This window comes from Niabella soli DSM 19437 (genome assembly GCF_000243115.2).
Lineage (GTDB): Bacteria > Bacteroidota > Bacteroidia > Chitinophagales > Chitinophagaceae > Niabella > Niabella soli.
Window position 1 is genome coordinate 4,397,625 of the sequence record NZ_CP007035.1, and the last position, 24,121, is coordinate 4,421,745.

The window sequence follows — 24,121 nt, forward strand, 5'->3', positions numbered from 1 at the left end:
ACACAAAACGTTGCCATTCAAAAAACTAACAAAATGAAGCATCTTTTTTTGATGATTTTTCTTTCTGGGCAATTACTTCATGCCATGGGCCAGGAAGCAGTCATTGTTGCGCGCTTCGGCAATATGAATGTAAAACAAATAGAAGTGCTTAACAATGATTATTCAAATCCTGAGGTCCTGTTTAAAAAAAGGTATTGGTCGGCGCCGCTCCGGGAAGGGGAAGTGATTCAAAAGTTCTCGTTGGCAAAACCAACGTTTATAGTCCTTGATTATGAAGATGTAACTATAAAAAAGAGTTCCCGCTATCAATTCCTGTTAACACCCGGCGATAGTTTGTTGTTTACCGTAAACCGGCAGCAAGCGGATTATTCAATAACGGTTACCGGCAGAGGAAGTGAGAATAATCAACCGGCAATCCAGGGAATTTACAATAGTCTAGATCTGAAATCGTATGCAAGAGATTCCCTGCCAGAGCGGGTGCTTCAGGCGCTTTCGAAACAGAACGACAGAAATAAAATGGTGACACATGCCTATATTGACAAATATAAACCCACCCAGGCATTCGTGAAGCTGCTGCAATTGCATAACCGGTATTTTCCGGTTTGGGAATTTATTCAATTTAAAGGCCAGCAAAAATTTTCAGCCGGTGAGGCCTTTCGTCGCAACCAACAGACCTGGCAAACCGAAGAAGACGCGCTGGTGGCTGCGAACCCACTAAATGACCCCCAGGTATTGGATATTCCGGATTTTGTTTATTTTTTGCCGATGTACGTTTTTAGAAAGAAAGAGTCTTTATGGGAGGAAAGCCATAAAAATCCGGCTTCTTTTTATAAAGACTGGTATCATACCAGTGAACAGGAGGGGAAGAAGCTATTTCTAAGCGATATGGAAAATGATTTGCAGGAAAGGATCATCAATAGATATTTCCACGGGCAAACGGCGGAGTTCCTGTATGGGGCGCTTTTAAAGTCTACGATGAATGACAAACAAGAAAGTGTTCCCGAAATTTTTGAGCGCTTCAGACGAAAATTTCCAAACAGCGCCTATTTACCTTACCTGGAGCCCTACGTAAAAACGGTAAAGGAACAGGAAGCCCGGCCGCTTACCAACAAAATGGTATTAATAGAGAACCCGGATTCGTTAAAAACATTTGATGATTTGCTGAAACTGGTAAAAGGTAAAGCGGTATTACTGGATATGTGGGGCACCTGGTGTAGCCCCTGCAGACAGGAAATTCAGGAAAACAGTGCACCACTTAAGGAATATTTTAAAGATAAAGAGCTCAGTTTTGTATATGTGGCCAATCATGATCAGGCCAATATTGAGAAATGGGAAAAGCTTATTCCTTATTATAGCCTTACCGGTCTGCATATCCTGGCCAGCCCTGGTCTTACGAAAGATATTATGGATAAGGTAAAAGGCACCGGCTTTCCGACGTACATAGTAATAAAACCAGACGGGAGCTACGAGCTGGCGCGCAGCCAATACCCTATGAAACGAAGCGTTCTTATAAAACAATTGGAGGAGGCCTTATCCTCAAAATAATACGGAACCCTGCAGGAATTGATCCCGGATTTTAGACTAAATTTTTGTAAATTCGCGCCAATTCGTTCACATCCAATTAAATATTTTTCTATGGCATTTGATATCGACCTGATTCAGAGGGCTTACGCGGGGTTTGCAGCTAAGGTAAATGAGGCGCGCAAGTTGGTAAATAAACCCTTAACCTATACCGAAAAAGTATTATATGCGCACCTGTCGGCTCCCGCAACAAAAGCGTATCAGCGCGGCGTCGATTATGTTGATTTCGCTCCGGATCGCGTTGCCATGCAGGATGCTACCGCGCAAATGGCGCTGTTGCAGTTTATGCAGGCCGGGCGCGATAAAGTGGCTGTTCCCTCCACCGTACATTGCGATCACCTGATCATGGCGCAAACAGGAGCCGGTAAAGATCTGGCCATTGCCAAACAGGAAAGCAGCGAAGTGTTTGATTTTCTTTCTTCTGTATCTAATAAATACGGTATCGGTTTCTGGAGACCCGGGGCGGGTATCATTCACCAGGTGGTATTGGAAAATTATGCCTTTCCCGGCGGGATGATGATCGGTACCGACAGTCACACGGTAAACGCCGGCGGATTGGGGATGATCGCCATAGGCGTAGGCGGAGCCGATGCATGTGACGTAATGAGTGGTCTTCCCTGGGAATTAAAAATGCCCAAACTGATCGGGATCAAATTAACCGGTAAATTAAACGGCTGGACCGCTGCAAAAGACGTGATCCTGAAAGTGGCCGGCATCCTGACCGTAAAAGGCGGAACCGGTTGTATCGTGGAATATTTTGGCGAAGGCGCTCAATCACTTAGCTGTACCGGCAAGGGCACTATTTGTAATATGGGCGCAGAAATTGGGGCTACCACCTCTACTTTTGCCTACGATGATAGCATGAGCCGCTACCTGAAAGCCACCGGGCGCGAAGATGTGGCTGCTGCTGCTGATGCCATCAAAGATCAACTGACAGCAGATCCCGAAGTATATGCCAACCCCGAACAATATTTCGACCAGGTGATCGAAATTAATTTAAGTGAGCTGGAACCCCACCTGAACGGACCGTTCACACCGGATCTGGCTACGCCGATCTCTAAAATGAAAGAAGTGGCCAAAGCCAACGAATGGCCAACAAAAGTAGAAGTGGGTCTGATCGGGAGCTGCACCAACTCTTCTTATGAAGATATCGGTCGTGCCGTATCACTGGCAAAACAAGTGGCGGAAAAAGGGCTGAAAACAAAAGCAGAATTTACGATTACACCAGGCTCCGAGCAGGTGCGCTATACTATTGAGCGCGATGGGTTCCTGGATACTTTTGCCAGCATCGGTGCTACCGTATTTGCCAATGCCTGCGGACCTTGCATTGGTATGTGGAACCGCGTGGGGGCCGACAAACAGGAAAAGAATACCATCGTGCACTCGTTCAACCGGAATTTTGCCAAACGTGCCGACGGTAACCCGAATACTTACGCTTTTGTGGCTTCGCCTGAACTGGTAACGGCACTGGCCATTGCCGGGGATCTTACTTTTAATCCGCTTACAGATACATTGGTAAACGAAAAAGGAGAAACCGTTAAACTGGATCCTCCCACAGGTGACGAACTGCCTGCAAAAGGATTTTCGGTAGATGATCCCGGGTACCAGGCTCCCGCCGCAGATGGCTCTGGTGTGGAGGTGAAAGTGGCTCCGGACAGCAAGCGTTTGCAATTGTTAGATCCATTCCCAGCATGGGAAGGAACCGATCTGAAGGGATTGAAATTGCTGATCAAAGCAAAAGGAAAATGTACAACGGATCATATTTCCATGGCCGGCCCCTGGCTAAAGTTCCGCGGCCACCTGGACAATATCTCCAATAACCTGCTGATCGGCGCCGTGAATTTCTTCAACGACAAAACGGACAGTGTAAAGAACCAGTTGACGAGCGAATACGGTCCTGTGCCGGCAACGCAACGTGCGTATAAAGCGCAGGGGGTCGGTACGCTGATCGTAGGCGATGAAAACTATGGGGAAGGCAGCAGCCGCGAGCATGCCGCTATGGAGCCCCGTCATTTAGGTGCCCGTGCGGTGCTGGTAAAATCCTTTGCCCGTATCCACGAAACCAACCTGAAAAAACAGGGGATGCTGGCATTGACGTTTGTAAATAAAGAAGATTACGATAAAATACAGGAAGATGATACTATTGATATCATCGGCCTTACTGAATTTGCACCGGACAAACCGTTGACCATCGTGTTGCATCACCAGGACGGATCTACAGAATCTTTCCCTGTAAATCATTCTTACAATGCACAGCAGATCGAATGGTTTAAGGCAGGTGCCGCATTAAACATTATCCGCAGGGAATTTGCTGCAAAGCAGCAATAAACCAATAAGGTTTTCCGCCACAGCGGACAAGCCAACCTTATTGGTTTCTCCTGAAAACGGCCTCATCGGGGCCGTTTTTTATTTATGTAGCCCATATGGAAATGCGCGGCTTTTAGCTCTAAGCTTTAAAACTCAGCATGAAAGTGATCATAATTATTTTCGGCATATGCGTTTTAAATGCCTGCAAAGGAAAAGAGCTAAAAAAAGTACGGGGTAGCTATATCTCTTCGGTAGCAGATACAACTAAGATTGGGTGCAACTGCTTTTTTGAATCTTTTAAAAAAGATGCCAATGGCGATACGATTTTCAGAAAAACAACTACTGATCCGGTGTTTCCATTTGGAAGCGACTCATGCGCTCGTTTTCTAAACAAAAATATTAATCCGGCTATGCCGAAAAAGCTAGGAGCTCCGGCAGGCACATACCTGGTTGATGTAAGGCTTGTAGTGAGTAAAAAAGGCGGAATAAGCCAGTTGACAGCTCTAACAAAAAACGGGTATGGAATGGAGAAGGAAGTGGTGCGTGTTGTTAAAAAACTAAAACAATTTAAACCGGCTGAATTGAATGGACGTAATGTAGCGGCATATAAAGACGTTTTCTTTAGATTTAACGTTAAATAGGCTGTAAATATTAGGAAGAAGATATGCATCGAAATGCATCGTTTACCAATATAAAAGGAAGATTCACTGATTGTACAAATTTTCACAGAACGTTTTTAAAATCTGTGCAAATCTGCGGAATCTGTGAGCAAAAAAAAATCTCATTGAGCCCGGTCCTGCTGGGTTTTATCCATCTTTTATTTATTGTGTATATTTGCAGTTTCAATTACATCGCACAATGAATTGGCCCGATTCACTTAATTTACTGAGCAAACTCACCCCCCGGCGTGTCTGGAACGGACTGAAAGTATACAGCAGCTACCAGGTGGGGCGTCTTTTGAAAAAAGATATTCAGTGGGGATACCCTGTTTCTGTTTCCTTTGAGCCAACAACCAGTTGTAACCTGCGTTGCCCCGAGTGCCCCAGTGGCCTGCGGGCTTTTACCCGGCCAAAGGGTATGTTGCAGAAAGATTTCTTTACAAAAACGATTGATGAAATTCACAAAGAACTGCTGTACCTGATCTTTTATTTCCAGGGCGAGCCTTATTTGAACCCTGGTTTCCTGGATATGGTCCAATATGCTTCCTCCAAAAAGATCTATACTGCCACCAGTACCAACGGGCATTATATGACCAGTGAAATGGCGAAGCGCACCGTTGAAAGCGGTCTGGACCGGTTGATCATTTCTTTAGACGGAACCACGCAGGATGTATATGAACAGTACCGGGTGGGAGGGAACATCAATAAAGTGCTGGATGCTGCGCGCCATATCGTAAAATGGAAAAAGGAGCTTAAGAGTAAAACGCCCTATGTTTTCTTCCAGTTCCTGGTAGTAAAACCCAATGAGCACCAGATTGAAGACGTAAAAAAACTGGCCGAAGAGATCGGGGTCGATGATATCCGCTTTAAAACAGCGCAGGTATACGATTACCAAACCGATCCCAATCAACTGATCCCCACCATCAATAAATACCGGCGCTATAAAAAGAATGACGATGGAACCTATTCCACTAAGAAAAAAATAGCGGGCAGTTGCTGGAAAATGCACCACGCCAATGTGATCACCTGGGACGGTCTGGTAGTGCCCTGTTGTTTTGACAAAGACGCTACGTACCGGTTAGGTAATTTAAAGGAGCAATCTTTTAAGGAGATCTGGAACAGCGGCCCGTATAAAAAGTTCCGCAAGGACCTGAGCAGCGGCCGGGGAAATATCGAGATCTGTGCCAACTGCAGTGAGGGCACCCGGGTTTGGGAGGACTAACGAAAAGACCTGCGAGGTTTCTAAAACCTCACAGGTCTCCCATACGTTTACACGTTAAACCGGAAGTGCATAATATCCCCATCCTTCACCAGGTATTCTTTTCCTTCAATACGCAGCTTGCCGGCATCGCGGGCGCCGGCTTCCGACTTATACTTTACAAAATCGTTATAGGCGATCACCTCCGCTTTAATGAACCCTTTTTCAAAATCGGTATGGATCACCCCCGCGCACTGTGGTGCTTTCCAGCCATTATGAAAGGTCCAGGCGCGTACTTCCTGCACGCCGGCGGTAAAATATGTGTTTAACCCCAGTAGCTGGTAAGCCGAACGGATCAGGCGGTCCAGGGCAGGTTCTTTCATTTTATATTCATCCATAAATAAAGCCTTATCGTCCGGGTCTTCCATTTCAGAGATCTGGGCTTCTATAGAATTATTCATGATGATCACTTCTGCCGCTTCGTTCTTTACCGCTTCTTTCAGGGCTTCTGAAAATTTGTTGCCGGTATGCATGGAAGGTTCATCTACATTGGCTACATACAGCACGGGTTTGTCTGTAAGCAGGAACAGGTCAGCAACAACGGCTTTGTCTTCTTTGCTCAGCTCCAGGGAGCGGATGCTTTTACCCTGCTCCAGGTGCGCTTTGCAGCGTTGCAGTATTTCTACTTCCACTTTTATCTTGGAATCTGTTTTGGCTTGTTTTTCCTTTTTCTGCAATTGTTTTTCTACACTGTCCAGGTCTTTTAACTGCAGTTCGGTATCAATAATTTCCTTGTCTCCCACAGGATTGATCGCACCTTCATCACGCAGGATGTTTTCATCTTCAAAACAACGGATCACGTGAATGATCGCATCCACTTCGCGAATGTTTGCCAGGAACTTGTTGCCCAGGCCTTCGCCCTTGCTGGCGCCGCGCACCAGGCCCGCAATGTCCACGATCTCAATTTGCGTGGGCACGATCCGTTCAGGCACTACCAGGGTGGTTAATACATTCAAACGTTCGTCTGGTACATTCACTAACCCCACGTTCGGTTCAATGGTACAAAAACGGTAATTGCTGGCCTGCGCCTTCGCACTATTGCTCACCGCGTTAAATAAAGTGGATTTGCCCACATTTGGTAGTCCTACAATGCCTGCCTGTAATGCCATATGTTTGAGTTACTAGTTATCAGTTAATAGTTTTCAGTCATCAGCTATTAGCTATCACAAAACTGAAGACTGATAACTGACACCTGAAAACTGATTTTTAGCGCGCAAAGGTACAACTAATATCCCTGTTTTAAAATAATATGCTAACTTTCGACCTGTTTTACTCCCGATAGCTATCGGGGCTACATTCAATATTTTACATTTTCAATGGCATTAAGCAGAATTTGGTCGGCATTTATACTGGTGGCATTAGCGGTTACGCTGGGACGATACTTGTTTCAACCGGGGCAGGAACAGCTCTTTAGCCAATTGGTGACGGGCAGGAGTGGCGATACCACAATGGTGCGCCCCATCGATTCACTGGCCGTGCCGGTAACCGTCCGGCAGCAGCTCAGCGATGCGCACCCCGTGGCGGTGTGGGAAAATGTTAATGTCACAAAGGACAAAAGTGGCTCCTTCCGGGTGTTTAAACTACAGAACGCTAATGGCGTTTTTGAAACAACAAAGGATGCGGTAAACCTCTGCCTGGGCCTGATCGGTATTATGGCGCTCTTCCTGGGGTTTATGAATATCGCGGAAAGAGCAGGGGGTATCCGGTTCCTGTCAAGGATTATCGGCCCTTTTTTTTCAAAGATATTTCCTGATCTGCCAAAAGATCATCCCGCACTGGGGCATATGATCATGAATTATTCGGCTATTTTACTGGGATTGGATAACGCCGCTACGCCTTTTGGAATAAAATCGATGGAAAGCCTGCAGGAACTGAACCCCAGTAAAGAAACCGCCAGTAATGCTCAGTTAATGTTTTTGTGTTTGCACGCGGCGGGCTTAACACTGATCCCCACTGCAATCATTGCCGACCGGGTTACGTTAAAATCACAATTTCCTACGCAAATATTTATTCCCTGCCTGATCGTTGGGTTCGTGGCGGCCATTTCAGCGCTGATCCTGGTTTCAGTTAAACAAAAAATAAAGCTTTTTCAGCCGGTGATCGTCCTCTGGATTGCCGGGATCATTGCGGTGATCACGGGTTTGATCTTATACGTGCGTACTCTGGATGCCAAAGGTGTGCAGGTGTTCTCCCTTACATTAAGTAATGCGCTCATTCTCTTGCTTTTTCTTTTGATTCTTGCCGGTGCCATTTATAAAAAAACACCCATTTTTGACGCTTTTGTTGATGGCGCGAAAGACGGATTTGAAGTGGCTGTAAAAATTATTCCTTACCTGGTTGGATTATTGGTTGCCATTAGCCTGCTACGCAACAGCGGCGTATTCGACTTTGTAATGGATGGGGTAAAATACCTGTTTCATGGGTTGGGTGGGGATCCCCGCATTGCGGATGCTTTACCCACGGCCTTACTGAAGCCATTTAGCGGCAGCGGCACCCGCGCCATGATGATCGATACCTTAAAAGTGCATCATCCGGATTCGTTTGTGGGCAACATGACCTCGGTCTTCCGGGGGGCATCGGATACAACCTTCTATATCATCGCCGTGTATTGCGGTGCCATTGGGATAAAGAACACCAGGTATGCAGTAGGGATCATGCTGCTGGTGGACCTCATTGCCGTGCTGACTTCAATAGGGGTGAGTTATATATTTTTTAGGTGACGGTGTTGGGGTTTCACGCGGAGGCGCAGTGGGACGCCGACGCAAAGGGTTTCGCGGAAGGAAACAGGGACGCAACGAAAAATTTCCGTCATGTCGACCTTGGGGGAGACATCTCTACGAAATCTTGCTCGCGAAAGGTACACCCCTGGATGCTCATTCCGGAACAATGTTTTTATTGAGCCCCCCTTACGCTGGTCGAAGTAACGACAAACATACGTGCTAAGGATTTCACGCAAGGACGCAGCGGTGCAACGACGCAAAGGGGTAAACTCATTCTTCGCGGCCTTAAATACAAGGCATGCAATAAGGAGCATGCTGTTGGAGGATTTAATCGCAGTGCTAACCCCGAAGGGTAAGTCATATATTCTTTAAATAATTGCTTCTTCCGAATGCTTTTTCAAAGTGTATATTTTTGGAAAAAACTCCATAGTAGATTATCTGCATTTATCGCAGTCGATGGCGGATCTGCATTGGGGTTGTCAGACTGGCCTCCGGGCCATGAATGACCACCATCATTAGTGAGATATAATTGAACTGTAGCCTTGCTGCTGCAGTTTACCCACTGGCGAAAAATATAAGTATTGAAATTTGTTGTTTGCGGAGGATTGCCACAGGCATTTATCGCAGCCCAGACATTCAACACAGAATCAACGGGAGGATAATAAGCGCCTGTTATTCCAATGCCACCGCTAAAAGGAACTTTTTCATCTAATGCTGAATGCATATGCAAAACAGGAACCGGACGGGACGGATGTATGGCCGCTGTTACAACCATTGTACAGCTATTTACTGCAATTGCCGCAATTTCATCGGATAACTCACTTGCCAAACGATAGGCAAGCATTCCGCCATTCGAATGCCCGGTAACATAAATCCGTGCCGGATCTATTTTATAATTCGCTTTTAAAAAAGCGATCAATTGTTTTATAAATCCGACATCATCAATATTATCGGCCTGAGCTGCTCCACAGCAGGAACCAGCATTCCATGATCTGTTTTTCGCCGGGCCGGGGAAACCATCGGGATATACTATGACAAAATGCTCGGCATTTGCTTTTTCAGTAAGCCCTGTTTTTGATTCAAATTGCAGGCCGCCGCCGCCGCCGCCATGCAATGCAATCACTAATGGAAAACTACCATTTTTGTAATAATCCGGAGGGAGGTTTAATAAATAAGTTCGTGAAATGCCATTGCTTGCTATAGTACCATTAATACGGTAAATATTGTCTTCTGCGGAGTTCCTTTTTTTACAATAGCCGAAGCAAAGCAACAGGAAACAGGCAACAAAAGATAAAGTAGTAAAGGGTTTCATAAATAGCGAGGCATTTCAATACGCCCCACAGCTATGACCAATTTACTGACTCAGGGTTTAACCCTGCCCCGGATTTTCGTTTTGCAGGGTGGCTTTATCACCTCCAGGACCCGGTTGTGTGGAACTGCCGGTTACGATGAAGTATAGCGCAATAGCACAAAATCCCAGCCAGTATAAGTAAACTCCCAAATGAAACCGTTCGCCCAGCCAGCGATGCGCAAGATCCGTTCTGAAATTGGAATAGGTAAGATACAATCCTGCAAGAAAAAGCAACAGGAAGGCGAGCAATATGCTCAAACGCTTTACCCCACTGCATTTGCGGTCGGCTATAAACAAAATCCCCAGGACCACTAATTGTGCACCCAGGCACACCAGTCCGGATTGCCACCATACTTTGAAGAATTTATAACTGGTGTAAAAAGTGTTGACACCCGCACGCCCCACCAGCGATATGCCCGAGGTTAACACACCAGATAAAAAAGCAATAATAAGGATGATGCCAAACAGAACAGTATAATTTCTTTTCATCCGTTGATTTTTATTGTAAAATTAGGAGGACGTTATTTAAAAAGGTGTTATGACGGCATAAAAAAGCCGCCTGTTTAAGACGGCTTTCATTTATAATCTGATTGCTGATTTGGATGATCATTTGGCGGGGGGCGCTGCTTGTGAGGCAGGTGCCGGTGTAGTTTCAGGCGCTTTATCGATCAGCTCCATAAATTGATCCAGCTTGGGAGTAATGATGATCTCTGTTCTCCTGTTTCTTGTTTTGCCCGCATCCGTAGTATTATCCGCTACCGGGTTGTATTCACCACGGCCGCCAACGGTCAGGCGTTTGGGATCCACACCGTAGGTATTTTGCAACGCCTGCACCACGGAGGAGGCCCGCAGGGAGCTCAGGTCCCAGTTGTTGCGGATATTCGGACGATTGATGGGCACATTATCCGTATTACCCTCCACCAATACTTCATAGTTTTTGTAATCCATGATGATCTTGGCGATCTTGCTTAAAGTGGCACCGGCAGTCTCAGATATTTCGTAGCTGCCGGATTTGTACAGCATATTATCGGATAATGAAATGTATACTACCCCTTTTAACACTTTAATGTCCACATCTTTTAACTCATCCCTGCTCAGCGAACGGGTAAGGTTGTTGGTAAGCACCATCAGCAAAGAGTCGCTTTTATTCTTTTCATTTACCAGGTGCTGGATGTATTTGTTGGAGGAGTTGATCTCGTCCACCAGTTTGGAAATATTCACATTGCCCTGGGAAATACTTTTATCAAGCGATCCCTGGAGCACGGCCAGCGCCTTTTTTAACGAAGCGTTGTTGGCCCGTTCCTGTGCCAACTGCTCTTCCAGGCTTTTAACACGTTGCTGGCTGGCAGCAAGATCAACCTGACTGGTTTGATAACGCTGATTCAGGCTGGAATAATCACTCTGCAGGGCTGTGAATTTCTTATTACTTACACAACTGGAGAAAAACAAAAGGGTGCCTGCAACGGCAGGTAAAAATAATTTAAGATTCATAATGGATTATTTCTGTATTCAGATTTATTTGAATATGCCCAATACTAACAAAAGCGGTGCCTAAATTAAAAAGGCCGGGCCAGACTGGCGTACCGCTTTTGTATTTTAAGAAATCATTATATAATACGTCAAACGATTTCCGCTCTTACTAAGTTGATGCTTTTGCTAATGATTTCGTTGCAAATACTATAAAATACCGGCTGAATTCGTTGTTTTCTACTGATTGCGCTTTTTTGATTAGAATTTTTCAAAAAAAACAGGGCTCTTGCAGATAGTATTAATTTCTGTCTTATATTGCGGAAGTATTTTACAAAATGCAGCATAATTTTCAAAATATTCAAGTAAGCAGCTGTTTCGTTAACGGAACCACCACCACCATTATCACAACCCCTTGAGGGTTGTAAACTGCTATATTACCATCGGGCCTCCGGCCGTTTTTCAAGATTTTTTCTTTTACTTTCTAAATTAATTTCATGCATGTTCTCAAATTTGGCGGCTCTTCCGTAGCCAATGCCAGCAATATAAAAAGGGTTGCTGCCATTGTAGATACTATTGCTAAAAACGATATGGCCATTGTGGTAGTATCTGCCCTGGGCGGTATCACAGATCTGCTGTTGCAGTCAGGAAAACAGGCGGCGGCCGGCAGTGAGGTATACAAGGACTATATAGCAACAATTGAACAGCGCCACTTTGAAGCGGTAAAAGAGTTGATTCCTGTTGCTTCCCAAAGCGCTTTGTTAAGCCTGGTAAAAAAAACGATCAATGAGATCGAAGATGTTTGCAGTGGTATTTTTTTATTGAGCGAAGTGACGCCCAAAAACCTGGACCGGCTGGCGGCCTACGGCGAGTGGCTTTCCTCACAGCTTATTGCCGCTGCCTTTAAGCAGGAAGGCGTACAAACGCAGTGGAAGGATGCCCGGGAATTTATTTTCACCAACAGCGACTTCACCAATGCAGAAGTGAATATTGCCGCGACCGAAAAAGGGATCCGGAAATATTTTAAAGAAAATAAAAGTAACGTGTTCGTTGTGCCGGGGTTCATTGCAGCAGACTCCAACGGGGTCACCACAACTCTGGGAAGAGGGGGTTCTGATTATACCGCTGCATTGATTGCGGCGGCATTGGATGCAAATTCGCTGCAGGTTTGGAAAGACGTAAGTGGTATGATGACGGCAGACCCGCGCGTGGCGCCCAATGCAAAAGTAATTGAGCGCATCTCCTACAGCGAGGCGATGGAGCTTTCGCATTTTGGGGCGAAAGTGCTGTATCCGCCTACTATACAGCCGGTGATGGCTAAAAACATCCCCCTGCACATCAAAAACACCTTTGCTCCTGAAATGCCGGGAACCGTTGTAGGTGGTGCGATGAAAACACAGGAAACGATTCGGGAACATATTGTAAGCGGCATATCCAGCATCAGCAATATTGCGTTGCTGAGTTTGGAAGGCAGTGGAATGATCGGTATTCCCGGATTTTCGAAACGCCTGTTTGAAGCGTTGAGCAAAGAACGGATCAGTGTGGTATTGATCACACAGAGTTCCTCCGAACATTCAATATGTGTGGCTATTGACCAAAAATACCTGACAGTGGCGAAAAAGGCGGTGGATAAGGCCTTTGCCGATGAAATTACCTTGGGCAAAGTAGAACCGCTGAAGGAAGAAACACAGTTGTCCATTGTAGCCCTGGTTGGGGAGCAAATGAAAAGCTTGCCGGGGGTAAGCGGTAGAATGTTTGGCGCTTTGGGAAGAAACGGTATTAATATCCGCGCCATAGCACAGGGCTCCTCAGAAAAAAATATCAGCGCTGTTATTGCCACTGATGATGTGCGCAAGGCGATCAATGTATTACATGAAGAGTTTTTTGAAACCGTTTATAAACAACTGAATCTTTTTATTGTGGGGGTGGGAAATGTGGGCGCCAAACTAATGGAGCAATTAAAACAGCAGCACGCCTTCCTGAAGCAGCACATGAAATTAAATGTGTCTGTTATCGGGATCAGCAACAGCAAAAAGATGCTTTTTAAAGAATTCGGTATATCGCTGAGTGGCTGGAAGGAATTACTTGCGGCCGGGGAGCCCGCGTCATTGCCCGATTTTGTACAGGAAGTGCTTCATCGGAATTTGCGCAACACTATTTTTGTCGATATCACCGCCAATACCGAAGTAGCAAAAGTGTACGGAAAGCTGTTGCAGAGAAGTATATCAGTCGTTGCCTGCAATAAAATTGCCGCAGCCTCCCCTTTTCCTGAATATAAAAAACTAAAAGAGCTGGCGCATATACACAATGCCCGGCTTTTGTTTGAAACCAATGTTGGGGCTGCATTGCCGGTGATCGGCACGCTGAACGATTTAAGAAGAAGCGGGGATGAAGTAAGAAGTATAAAGGCAGTGTTAAGTGGTACGTTGAATTTTGTTTTTAATAATTACGACGGTACAAGGAAGTTTGCAGATGTGGTAAAACAGGCGCAGGAGGAAGGATATACCGAACCGGATCCGCGTATGGACCTGGGAGGTGTGGATGTAATGCGGAAGATCCTGATCCTGGCCCGCGAAGCGGGATTTGAAATGGATATGGAAGACATCGTCAATAATTCCTTTATGCCTGCTTCCTGTATGCAGGGCTCCGTGGCTGAATTTTACAAATGTATGGAAGCAGAAGAAGCGCATTTCAAAAAATTGCTGACAGCGGCGGAAGCGGAGAACAGTAAACTTAAATTTGTGGCGTCGTTTGAAAATGGGAAGGCATCGGTGGGTTTGCAGCATATCAAACCGGGTGATGATCTCTACCACCTCTACGGGAAGGATAATGTAGTGTTGTTTTATACCGCCCGTTATACAGAGCAGCCCTTGGTGATAAAGGGCGCCGGGGCAGGAGCTGATGTTACGGCCAGTGGTGTTTTTGCTGATATTATGCGGGCCGCAAATGCGTGAGGGAAGGAAGTGAATAGTCAATAGTTAATAGTGAATAGTGGTTGATTGATAAATAAATTTATTAATGGAATCAATAAAAATAAAAGCTCCGGGAACTGTGGCCAACCTGGTCTGCGGATTTGATATCCTGGGCCTGGCGCTAAATGAGCCTTGTGATATTATGGAATTCCGCTTGCTGGATGAGCCCAAAGTGATCATTCACAACCGTGATGCTTATAACCTGCCAACGGACCCCGAACAGAATGTGGCGGGAGTGGTATTGCTGGCCGCTATTGAAAAAGCGGGTGGCACTATCGGGTTTGAAGTAACGATCGAGAAACATATCAAACCCGGAAGCGGGCTGGGGTCCAGCGCGGCCAGCGCCGCAGGCGCAGCGGTTGGGGCAAATAAGTTATTAGGCAATCGCTTTTCAACGGATGAGCTGATCCAGTTGGCGATGATCGGAGAGAAACTGGCAACCGGTGTTAAACATGCGGATAATATCACGCCCTGCATCCTGGGTGGCGTTACGCTGATCCGGTCCATCCTCCCCATCGATATCGTTCCCCTGGCTTCTCCCGACCTGTATGTAACCGTGGTGCACCCTCAAATTGAAGTGCGCACGTCGGATGCAAGGCAGATCTTAAAGCAACTGATCTATTTGAAAGATGCGATCAAACAATGGGGAAATATTGCGGGACTGGTGGCGGGGTTTATGCGCAACGACAAGCAATTGATCGGCCGCTCGTTGGAGGATGTAATTATAGAGCCGGTCCGGAGCATTCTTATCCCCGGGTTTGACGAAATAAAAGCGAAATGCAAACAAGCGGGCGCTTTAGGTGGCGGCATTTCAGGATCCGGTCCTTCCATATTTATGCTGAGTGAAACGGAACAAGTAGCTCGGGAAGTAGGCAGGATCATGCATGGGATTTATGAACGGATCGGGGTAGAGAATAATGTTTATGTAACAACGATCAGCAACGAAGGGGTACGGGTAGTGGAGCATGAATAGGCAATGGTCAATAGTGAATAGTATATAGGTAGTAGGGAATATTGGGCATTCTGCGTTTTGCATTAAGCGTTCAGCATCCAGAAACCAGTATTCAATATCCAGAAACAAGTAACCAGTAACAATGAACTATTATAGTCTGAATCATAAAGCGCCGGTTGTTAATTTTAAAGAAGCGGCTATTCGCGGACAGGCACCAGATAAGGGATTGTATTTTCCTGAGAAACTGCCGGTAGTCGGCCAGGAGCTGATAAAAAATATTGAAGCAACGGATGAGGCGGAAATCGCGTTCCGCGTAATTAAACCCTATGTAGGCGGGACCATTCCTGATGACGCGCTGTATCAGATTGTTTCGGAAACGGTAAATTTTCCCTTTCCTTTACAACAGGTTACCGATCGTATTGCCGCGCTTGAACTGTTCCACGGACCCACACTTGCTTTTAAAGATGTGGGCGCGCGTTTTATGAGCCGCTGCCTGGGCTATTTCCTGAAAGATGAAAAAAAACATGTTACGGTTTTGGTGGCTACATCCGGAGATACCGGTGGCGCGGTTGCCAGTGGCTTTTATGGTGTGGAAGGCGTCGATGTGGTGATCCTTTACCCAAAAGGCCGGGTAAGCCCGGTGCAGGAAAAACAACTGACGGCACTTGGAAAAAACATTACGGCACTGGAAGTAAATGGCAATTTTGACGATTGCCAGCGCCTGGTAAAACAGGCTTTTATTGATGCGGACATTAATACAAAACGTTTTCTTACTTCCGCTAATTCTATTAATGTGGCACGGTGGCTGCCGCAACAGTTCTATTATTTCTTTGCTTATAAGCAATGGCCCGACAAAAAAACAGCACCCGTAATAACCGTGCCCAGCGGCAATTTCGGGAATATATGCGCGGGCTTACTGGCAAAGATTACCGGGCTGCCGTTGGGTCATTTCATAGCCGCCTGTAACGCCAATGATGTGGTTCCGGAATTTTTGCAAACCGGAAACTGGCAACCTAAAAAAGCCGTGGCTACTTTGTCTAATGCAATGGATGTGGGGGATCCCAGCAATTTTGTACGTATCATGCAATTGTTTGACCGGCAAATGGTGAAATTAAAAGATATCCTTTCGGCTCAAAGTATCTCTGATGCAACCACAACCGATACGATCAGGGAGGTGTTTAACACAACCGGTTATATCCTGGATCCGCATGGGGCGGTTGCCTTTAAGGCTATTGAGCACTATCTGTCGGATCATAAACAATCAAAAGGCTTTATTTTAGAAACGGCGCACCCGGTAAAATTCCCGGATGCTGTTCAACAGGCCACCGGTAAAGAAGTCCCCGTGCCCGAAGCATTGCGATCGCTGATGCTGCAACCCAAACATGCTGTTGCTATGCAACCGGATTTTGAGGCCTTCAAAGCATATTTACTGGATTAATGACAATTATTGAACACCAATGCACGAATGGGGTTGAACATAAATAACAGCATTTGCATTTAATAATGTTTGCCTCCGATTTGATTCGTGCATTCTGTACAACGAAATCGTTTAGACTGATTTTAAACCCCGTCCGAACGGAGCTCATCCGGGCGGACACATAGCCACAGTAGAAATCATAGCGTTTAAGGCGGCATAGAATCCCCGCTATGGCGGGGAACATAGCTGACGTGTTTTTATGTCCCCTGTTATCTATATATCCTATGTATCTATCCCGCTGTGCGGGACAAGTTATGGTTTAAAAAATTTCGTTGTATCCTTAAATCATCCTGCAACGCAGAACGATGGAACTGTGTCCGCCTCCGGAGGATTCGTGGCATTGTCCATCCCCGGCGCCTGTAGTAAAATTTTCCATTACTATAGTGAATCCTAACATTTTCCGGCAAGGGGATTCGATCTACTTTCGATCTGTTGGCTGATGAAGGTATAAATGCCATCAGCCCCTTTAAATGCTGTCATATGGCTGTGAAAATATTTTTCGAAGAATTTATAACAGGAGCGCAACGTACAACTACCGGCAGAACCATTACGGAGGCTGATATTGTTTTACATGCCGGTCAGACAGGTGATTTTTACCCGCACCATATGGATGCGGAATGGTGTAAAACGCAGCCTTTTAAGCAGCGGATAGCACACGGAACCCTTATTTTTAGCGTAGGGGTAGGATTGACGGCGGGTGTGATCAATGATGTGGCGATGACCTATGGATATGAACGTTTGCGTTTTTTGACTCCCGTTTTTATAAATGACACCATTACAACAACCATAACCATAAAAGAAAAGCGGGACCATAAAAAACCCGGATTCGGCATTGTTACAGAGTTGTTGGAAGTATACAATCAGCATCGGCAGTTGGTATTGGTTTGCGAACATTTATTGTTGGTGCAAAAAAAGGAATTGCATGGATAAGGTGGTGCTTAAAGGGATTGCGTGGGATCATACACGTGGTATTGTGCCTTTACAGGCCGCGGGGCAACGCTATAGCGAACGGCATCCGGGCGTTGAGATACGATGGGATAAACGCAGTCTACAGGCTTTTGCCGATTATTCTATCGAAAGCCTGTCAAAAGAGTATGACCTGTTGATCATTGACCATCCCTGGGTGGGCAGCGCGGCTGTTACGGGGTGCGTAGTGGCATTGGATGATTATATTCCGAAAGATGCTCTTGCGGTACTGGAAGCGAACAGCGCCGGCGTTTCGCATAGTAGTTATCACTATGATGGCCGGCAATGGGCGCTGGCTATTGATGCGGCAACCCCTGTAGCCAGTATGCGCACCGATCTGTTGGCAGCAAATGATCTTGCCGCGCCCGAAACATGGGAGCAGGTGATAGCCCTGGCAAAAAAAGGAAAGGTTGCGGCACCCGCTATTCCTATCGACCTGCTCATGAACTTCTATACTTTTTGTATTGCAGAGGGCGAAGAGCCGTTTGATGGTGATGTGGTTGTGTCGGAAGCAACAGGGACAAGGGCTTTAGATACAATGAAAGAATTATATACGGCGTTGGCCCCGGGCTTTTTTAATATGAACCCTATCCTTGTGGCAGAAGTCATGAGCAATACAGACGATTATTACTATTGCCCTTTTGCCTATGGCTATTCCAATTATTCAAGAAAGCAATACAGTAAAAATATATTGACATATGCTGATGTGGTTACGTTCGGTAATAAACCGTTGCGGACCACTTTGGGCGGAACCGGCATAGCGGTAGCTGCAGAAAGTTTGCATAAATCGATTGCGGCAGCCTTTGCACAATTTGTCTGCTCCCCCGGGTGGCAGGCGTCCGAATATATTTTATCTGGCGGGCAGCCGGGATATGCATTTGGCTACCAGGACCCGTTGAATAACCAGGTTTGCAACCGGTTCTTTACAAATACAAAGGCAACGCTAGACAACGCCTACCTGCGTCCCAGGTACCACGGCTACCTGCAATTCCAGGAGGAAGGCGGGTTCTATATACAGGAATTTTTAAAAGGAAGGATACAATCGGCTTCATTGGTGCTAAATAAATTGAATCTGCTGTATACTGAAAGTTTACAAAAATCAGATAAAAACCTATGCAACAACAGCCGTTAAAGGGATTAGTGGTATTGGAATTTGGCCAGTATTTATCCGGGCCTTCCGCTGGTATGCGTTTGGCTGATCTGGGTGCCCGGGTGATAAAAATCGAACGGCCACGGGGGGGGGACCCTTGCCGGCAACTGGCAGTAAAAAATTTATGGGTGGGAGAGGATTCGCTGAATTTCCATGCGATCAATCGAAATAAAGAGAGTTTCACAGCCGATCTGAAAAATAAAGAAGATTTTGAGCTGGTTCAGAAATTGATCCGCAAGGCGGATGTACTGACGCATAATTTCAGACCGGGCGTGATGGAGAAGATCGGATTGGCTTACAAGGATGTGAAAGCGCTTAATGAAAAAATTATCTACGCGGAAATATCCGGCTTTGGTCGTAAGGGCCCCTGGGCGCAGAAACCGGGTCAGGATCTGTTGATCCAATCACTGTCGGGGCTTACTTACACCACGGGCAATTCCGGTGCAGCACCGGTTCCTTTTGGTTTGTCTGTTGTAGATACGATCAGCGGTAATCACCTGGTGCAGGCAGTACTGGGCGCGCTCATCCGCCGGCAAAAAAAAGGGGTAGGCGCTTATATCGAACTGAGTTTGTTAGAGTCTGCGATCAGCCTGCAGTTTGAATTGTTTACTACCTTCTTTCACAAACAGGAGGGTATTCGCCGCAGTAAGATAAATAATGGCAATCCCTTGCTGGGCGCGCCTTATGGCGTATATAAAACGGCCGATCATTTTCTTTCATTAGCAATGATGGACCTGCAGCAACTGGGAGAAGCTTTGGGTAGTGAAGCGTTAAAGAAATATGGCCCCGGGGATGCTTTTAAAAAACGGGATGAAATAAAGGCATTGGTTGCTGCGAAACTTCGGACAGGTACTACGGTATATTGGCTGGAGCGGTTGCGGGAAAAGGGATTGTGGGCTTCAGAGATTTATAACTGGAATGACCTGCGGCAATCTGAGGGTTACCAGGTTGTCCGGATGGAGCAACAACTGCAGGTAGGTCAAAAAACGATTACGACAACACGATGCCCCATCCGGCTCAACGGAGAAAAAATCAATTCGTCAAAACCCGCACCCGCACTGGGGCAGCACAGGACGGCGATTATAAAAGAATTATTGGAGGATTAAGATGCTTTTTTTGGAAGACATATTAGTGGTGGATTTCAGCCAGTTTTTATCGGGCCCGTCAACTTCTTTAACCTTAGCAGATATGGGTGCTCGGGTGATCAAGGTGGAGAAACCGGGTACGGGTGATATTTGCAGGGAATTATATGTGTCGGACGTAATGATCGACGGAGAGTCCTCTATTTTCCAGGCGATCAATCGCGGCAAGCAAAGCTATGTGGCCGATCTGAAAAGTGAAGCCGATCTTTTTAAAATAAAAAAACTGTTGCAGCAGGCCGATGTGGTCATTCATAATTTTCGTCCGGGCGTCATGGAACGGCTGGGGCTGGGTTATGAAACGGTAAAAGCGATCAATCCTTCGGTGGTATATGGGAGTATAAGCGGTTTTGGCGAAGAAGGGCCGTGGAAGAAGCTTCCGGGCCAGGATCTGTTGTTACAATCCATTACAGGGATCAGCTTATTGAATGGAACGGCTTACGAAAATCCTATGCCCATGGGGGTTTCTATAGTGGACATTTTATCCGGCACACATCTGGCACAGGGGATCTTATCCCTGTTGTATCAGCGCGCGGTTTCCGGCCAGGGCGGAGCGGTAACGGTGAGCATGCTGGAAAGCGCGCTCGATTTTCAGTTCGAGGTGCTGACGTGTTATTATAATGATGGTAACGAATTGCCACTGCGTAGTGCGGTGAACGGTGGCCATCCCTATGTGGGCGCGCCGTATGGTATTTATAAAACAGCAGACGCCTGGCTGGCGCTGGCAATGACGGATATTGTAAACCTGGGGAAATTACTGGGATGTGCCGCATTAACGGAATATGTAAATAAAAACGATTGGTTTGAAAAGCGGGATGAGATTAAAGCGATATTGGCCGCGCACTTGAAAACAGGGGCAACTAAAGAGTGGCTGGAAATGCTAGAGCCCGCGGATGTGTGGTGCTCGGAAGTATTGAGTTACGGAGCGTTGCGGAAGCATCCGGCCTACCGCGCGCTGGATATGGAAATGACGGTTACCAATAGTAAAGGTACCCGCATCACTACTACCCGGAGCCCGTTTAAAGTAGATGGGGCACTGCTTACAGGAACAATCGCCGCGCCTTTACTGGGAGAACACACCCTTGCTATTGATAAAGAATTTGGGCTAAATCAATTGCAAAAACAGGATGCCGTTGTATCTTAGGTGATAAAAAAAATAATGATGATCATTGATACACATATACATATTTGGGATACAGGGAAATCGACCTACAGTTGGTTGTCCGGGGCACCTGAATTATTGAAACGTACCTATACGATCAAAGAGCTGGAGACGCCGAGAAAACAAGCGGGTATTGATGCAGGTATTTTTGTGCAGGCAGACGTACAACTGGAAGATTCTTTTCATATGCTGGAAGTGGCCAAAAGAACAGACTGGATCAAAGGTGTGGTAAGCTGGTTGCCCCTGGCGAATACTGAAAGAACAGATCAGTTATTAAACGATCGTCTGTTGCACGATGAATACTTCGTGGGGGTGCGCCATCTGATCCATGACGAGGCCGATCCGGAATGGCTGCTGCAGGAGCCTGTTATTGAAAGCCTGAAATTATTGGCCGCGCATAATATTCCGTATGATGTGGTGGGGATTCTACCGGCGCACCTGGAAACGATTTTGAAAGTGGCCGAAAAAGTGCCGGACCTGCGTATGGTGTTTGACCACCTGAATGCGCCGCCCATACAGGAGGGGTATCGGTTTGGCCGCTGGGGTGAACTGATGGGGGAAGTTGCTTCCAATAAAAATATGTATGCAAAGATTTCCGGCCTGGGCACGGTTGCCGGTAGCGACCGGTTTAACGCCGGTACACTGAAACCTTATATAGAATTTATTCTCAAAAATTTTTCAGCCGATCGTTGTTTTTGCGGAGGCGATTGGCCGGTATCCTTACTGGCGGCAGATTACGTTACCACCTGGAATATCTATAAAGAAGTACTAACAACTTTATTGGATGGTAGTGAACAGGAAAAACTGTTTTCGGGTAATGCCATTCAATTTTATAACCTCTAGCATGCAATTATTCAATGGTATATTTTTTCACGGCGTGGGCGCTTCATCAGCGGCACTATGCTATACCCCTGAGAAAAAGGTAAAGGGATGGTCCTGGCAAACCTATTGGCTGGCACAGGCATCCGTATGCTGGCTGTTATTGCCCGTAATTGTCGCCCTGCTTTCCATTCCCTCATTGACAGCAGTATTGCACGAAGCGCCCGCCACGGCCATGCGTAATTCCTTTTTATTGGGGATGGCCTATGGTGTGGGCGGAACGGCTTTTGGGGTCGCTATTAAATACATCGGGTTCTCTCTGACCTATGCAATTTCTGTGGGCCTTTCCTGTGTGCTGGGCACGCTGTTGCCGCCCGTGATGGACGGAACTATCGGGGAGGTGACGAGCGGACGCGGCGGCGGCTGGATCGTTACCGGGGTATTTCTTGGGGTAGTAGGTATTGCCTTTTGCGGGTTGGCCGGTTGGCTCAAGGAAAAAAAAAGTAATGGATTGCAACCCGGCTTCTCCTTAAAAAAAGGGCTGCCTTTATGCCTGCTGGCTGGCGTCCTTTCTGCGTTTTACGGCTTTGCGATCAATGCCGGCAAGCCCATATCGGACATTGCCGCAAAATATGGCGCGGGTAATTTCCAGGTGAATGTTGTTTACATTTTCTCAAATACGGGCGCCTTTCTTACCACTTTATTCTATACAGTTTATCTGCATAATAAAAATAAAACCTGGGGACAGTACACCAACAGCGTTGTGAAAAAAGGGTTGTCTTTAAATTATTTGATGGCATTGCTTACCGGGGTGCTTTGGTACGGGCAATTTTTCTTTTATGGGCTGGGACATATACAACTGGGCCGGTACCAGTTTTCAAGCTGGGCTATTCATATGATCCTTTTGGTCTTTTTTAGTTCATTGGTAGGCCTGGTGCTAAAGGAATGGAAAGGAACTACCGGCAGCACAAAAGGAATGCTGGCAGCGGCGCTGCTGGTATTGTTGCTGGCCGTCATTGTATTAACCTACGGTAATTATTTAGGAGGAATTTAATCATGGCTGAAAAGCGCACACCCATATGTATTATTGGAGCAGGGGGCATTGTTAAGGATGCGCACCTTCCTGCCTATAAAATAGCGGGGTTTACCGTCGGCGGCATCGTCAACCGCAACCGGCAAAAAGCGGAGGTATTGGCAACTGAGTTTAGTATTCCCCATGTATACGACACATTAGAGGCGCTGGTGGCGGAATATGGAACAGATGTGATCTATGATTACGCCTTGCCGGCATCCGAAACGGTGCCTGTCTTACGTCAGTTGCCTGATAAAGCAACGGTATTGATCCAAAAGCCATTGGGCGAAAGTATTGAAGAAGCCCGGGCGATCCTTGACCTGGCACATGCAAAGCAACTGAATGCGGGAGTGAATTTTCAGTTGCGTTTTGCTCCGAATGTGACCGAGGCAAAAAAAATGATACGCGAGGGGGTGATCGGAACCCTTACAGATATTGAAGTGTATGTAAATGTTTATACGCCCTGGAACCTTTGGTCCTTTCTCTTTGGCAAACCAAGGATGGAGATCAATTACCACAGTGTACATTATATTGACCTGATCCGGTCGTTCCTGGGAAATCCGGATACCGTGTATGCTAAGACCTTTAAGCATCCCGACTCGCCTGAGCTGGCATCTGTAAAAAGCACGATCATTATGGATTACGGAGATAGCATCCGTGCGGTTATTCATACGAATCACCATCATGATTTTGGTTATAAGCACCAGGGGGCGCATATAAAAATTGAAGGCACCCTGGGCGTTATAAAAATGAGTTTGGGGGTATTGATCGATTATCCGCACGGCGTGCCGGATACCTTTGAATATGCTGTCGTTGATAAACAGCCGGTTCAATGGCAATCAAAACAGATAGAAGGAACCTGGTTCCCACATGCGTTTATTGGAACCATGCAGCAAATGATGGATGCGAAAGAGGGCCGCATCGAACGGCCGGAAAATAATATTGACGACGCTTTTGAAACCATGCGGTGTGTGGAGGCTGCCTACGTAAGCAGCGCACACGGAGGAATACCACTTAAGGAAGTAGGAGGCGCCCCGGAGGAGGCTTAAATGAATCGTGATTTCGACGA

Annotated in this window: 19 protein-coding genes; 15 read left to right on the plus strand and 4 right to left on the minus strand. The window is 46.4% G+C overall.

Annotated features, from left to right (window positions below):
- Positions 1-33: 33 nt before the first annotated feature.
- The 4 genes from NIASO_RS18445 to NIASO_RS18465 all read left to right on the plus strand — a co-directional run bounded on the left by NIASO_RS18445 (position 34) and on the right by NIASO_RS18465 (position 5,769).
- Positions 34-1,545, plus strand: a complete 1,512-nt coding sequence (locus NIASO_RS18445; protein WP_008588515.1) for a TlpA family protein disulfide reductase — start codon at positions 34-36, stop codon at positions 1,543-1,545.
- 90 nt (positions 1,546-1,635) lie between these two features.
- Positions 1,636-3,909 carry an aconitate hydratase gene (locus tag NIASO_RS18450; RefSeq protein WP_008588517.1) on the plus strand — a complete coding sequence of 758 codons (2,274 nt, stop codon included), beginning with the start codon at positions 1,636-1,638 and terminating at the stop codon, positions 3,907-3,909.
- A 137-nt stretch (positions 3,910-4,046) separates the two neighbouring features.
- Positions 4,047-4,529 carry an energy transducer TonB gene (locus NIASO_RS18455; protein ID WP_008588519.1) on the plus strand — a complete coding sequence of 161 codons (483 nt, stop codon included), beginning with the start codon at positions 4,047-4,049 and terminating at the stop codon, positions 4,527-4,529.
- A gap of 217 nt (positions 4,530-4,746) precedes the next feature.
- Entirely contained in the window at positions 4,747-5,769 is a 1,023-nt protein-coding gene (locus NIASO_RS18465; protein ID WP_008588524.1) for a radical SAM/SPASM domain-containing protein, read from the plus strand.
- A 47-nt stretch (positions 5,770-5,816) separates the two neighbouring features.
- Here the strand turns inward: NIASO_RS18465 and ychF are convergent, their stop codons facing one another.
- Positions 5,817-6,914, minus strand: coding sequence for a redox-regulated ATPase YchF (ychF, locus tag NIASO_RS18470; protein ID WP_008588526.1), 1,098 nt, complete (start codon positions 6,912-6,914; stop codon positions 5,817-5,819).
- A gap of 207 nt (positions 6,915-7,121) precedes the next feature.
- Between ychF and NIASO_RS18475 the strand changes: the two genes are divergently transcribed.
- Positions 7,122-8,525: a nucleoside recognition domain-containing protein gene (locus tag NIASO_RS18475; protein ID WP_008588528.1), complete on the plus strand. Its 1,404-nt coding sequence runs from the start codon at positions 7,122-7,124 to the stop codon at positions 8,523-8,525.
- Positions 8,526-8,922: 397 nt separating this feature from the next.
- Here NIASO_RS18475 and NIASO_RS18480 read toward each other — a convergent pair whose 3' ends face one another.
- The 3 genes from NIASO_RS18480 to NIASO_RS18490 form a co-directional block, all read right to left on the minus strand.
- Entirely contained in the window at positions 8,923-9,837 is a 915-nt protein-coding gene (locus NIASO_RS18480) for an extracellular catalytic domain type 1 short-chain-length polyhydroxyalkanoate depolymerase (protein WP_008588530.1), read from the minus strand.
- 57 nt (positions 9,838-9,894) lie between these two features.
- Positions 9,895-10,365, minus strand: coding sequence for a hypothetical protein (locus NIASO_RS18485; protein WP_008588531.1), 471 nt, complete (start codon positions 10,363-10,365; stop codon positions 9,895-9,897).
- A 117-nt stretch (positions 10,366-10,482) separates the two neighbouring features.
- Positions 10,483-11,367: an OmpA/MotB family protein gene (locus NIASO_RS18490; RefSeq protein WP_008588535.1), complete on the minus strand. Its 885-nt coding sequence runs from the start codon at positions 11,365-11,367 to the stop codon at positions 10,483-10,485.
- 473 nt (positions 11,368-11,840) lie between these two features.
- On the opposite strand from NIASO_RS18490, the gene thrA reads away from it, so the two are divergent.
- The 10 genes from thrA (at position 11,841) to NIASO_RS18545 (ending at position 24,101) form a co-directional block, all read left to right on the plus strand.
- On the plus strand, positions 11,841-14,297 hold the full coding sequence (thrA, locus tag NIASO_RS18500; RefSeq protein ID WP_008588536.1) for a bifunctional aspartate kinase/homoserine dehydrogenase I: 2,457 nt from the start codon (positions 11,841-11,843) through the stop codon (positions 14,295-14,297).
- 64 nt (positions 14,298-14,361) lie between these two features.
- Entirely contained in the window at positions 14,362-15,288 is a 927-nt protein-coding gene (locus NIASO_RS18505; RefSeq protein ID WP_008588537.1) for a homoserine kinase, read from the plus strand.
- Between the two features lie 121 nt (positions 15,289-15,409).
- The gene (gene thrC / locus NIASO_RS18510) at positions 15,410-16,705 is read left to right on the plus strand and encodes a threonine synthase (protein WP_008588538.1); all 1,296 of its coding nucleotides are present in this window, start codon (positions 15,410-15,412) and stop codon (positions 16,703-16,705) included.
- A 519-nt stretch (positions 16,706-17,224) separates the two neighbouring features.
- A complete protein-coding gene (locus NIASO_RS18515) occupies positions 17,225-17,674 on the plus strand; it encodes a MaoC family dehydratase (RefSeq protein ID WP_008588539.1) in 450 nt (149 codons plus the stop codon).
- A complete protein-coding gene (locus NIASO_RS18520; protein ID WP_008588540.1) occupies positions 17,667-18,842 on the plus strand; it encodes an ABC transporter substrate-binding protein in 1,176 nt (391 codons plus the stop codon). Before NIASO_RS18515 ends, NIASO_RS18520 begins: the two co-directional genes overlap by 8 nt.
- Positions 18,824-19,966 (plus strand): CaiB/BaiF CoA transferase family protein, encoded by a 1,143-nt coding sequence (locus NIASO_RS18525; protein ID WP_008588541.1) that lies wholly within the window; start codon positions 18,824-18,826, stop codon positions 19,964-19,966. The genes NIASO_RS18520 and NIASO_RS18525 overlap by 19 nt, the downstream gene beginning before the upstream one ends.
- Before the next feature lies 1 nt (position 19,967).
- Positions 19,968-21,143 (plus strand): CaiB/BaiF CoA transferase family protein, encoded by a 1,176-nt coding sequence (locus tag NIASO_RS18530; RefSeq protein WP_008588542.1) that lies wholly within the window; start codon positions 19,968-19,970, stop codon positions 21,141-21,143.
- A 15-nt stretch (positions 21,144-21,158) separates the two neighbouring features.
- On the plus strand, positions 21,159-22,004 hold the full coding sequence (locus NIASO_RS18535; RefSeq protein ID WP_008588543.1) for an amidohydrolase family protein: 846 nt from the start codon (positions 21,159-21,161) through the stop codon (positions 22,002-22,004).
- A gap of 1 nt (position 22,005) precedes the next feature.
- Complete coding sequence (locus NIASO_RS18540) at positions 22,006-23,034, plus strand: L-rhamnose/proton symporter RhaT (protein WP_025299139.1); 1,029 nt, start codon at positions 22,006-22,008, stop codon at positions 23,032-23,034.
- A gap of 2 nt (positions 23,035-23,036) precedes the next feature.
- A complete protein-coding gene (locus tag NIASO_RS18545) occupies positions 23,037-24,101 on the plus strand; it encodes a Gfo/Idh/MocA family protein (protein WP_008588546.1) in 1,065 nt (354 codons plus the stop codon).
- Positions 24,102-24,121: the final 20 nt, after the last annotated feature.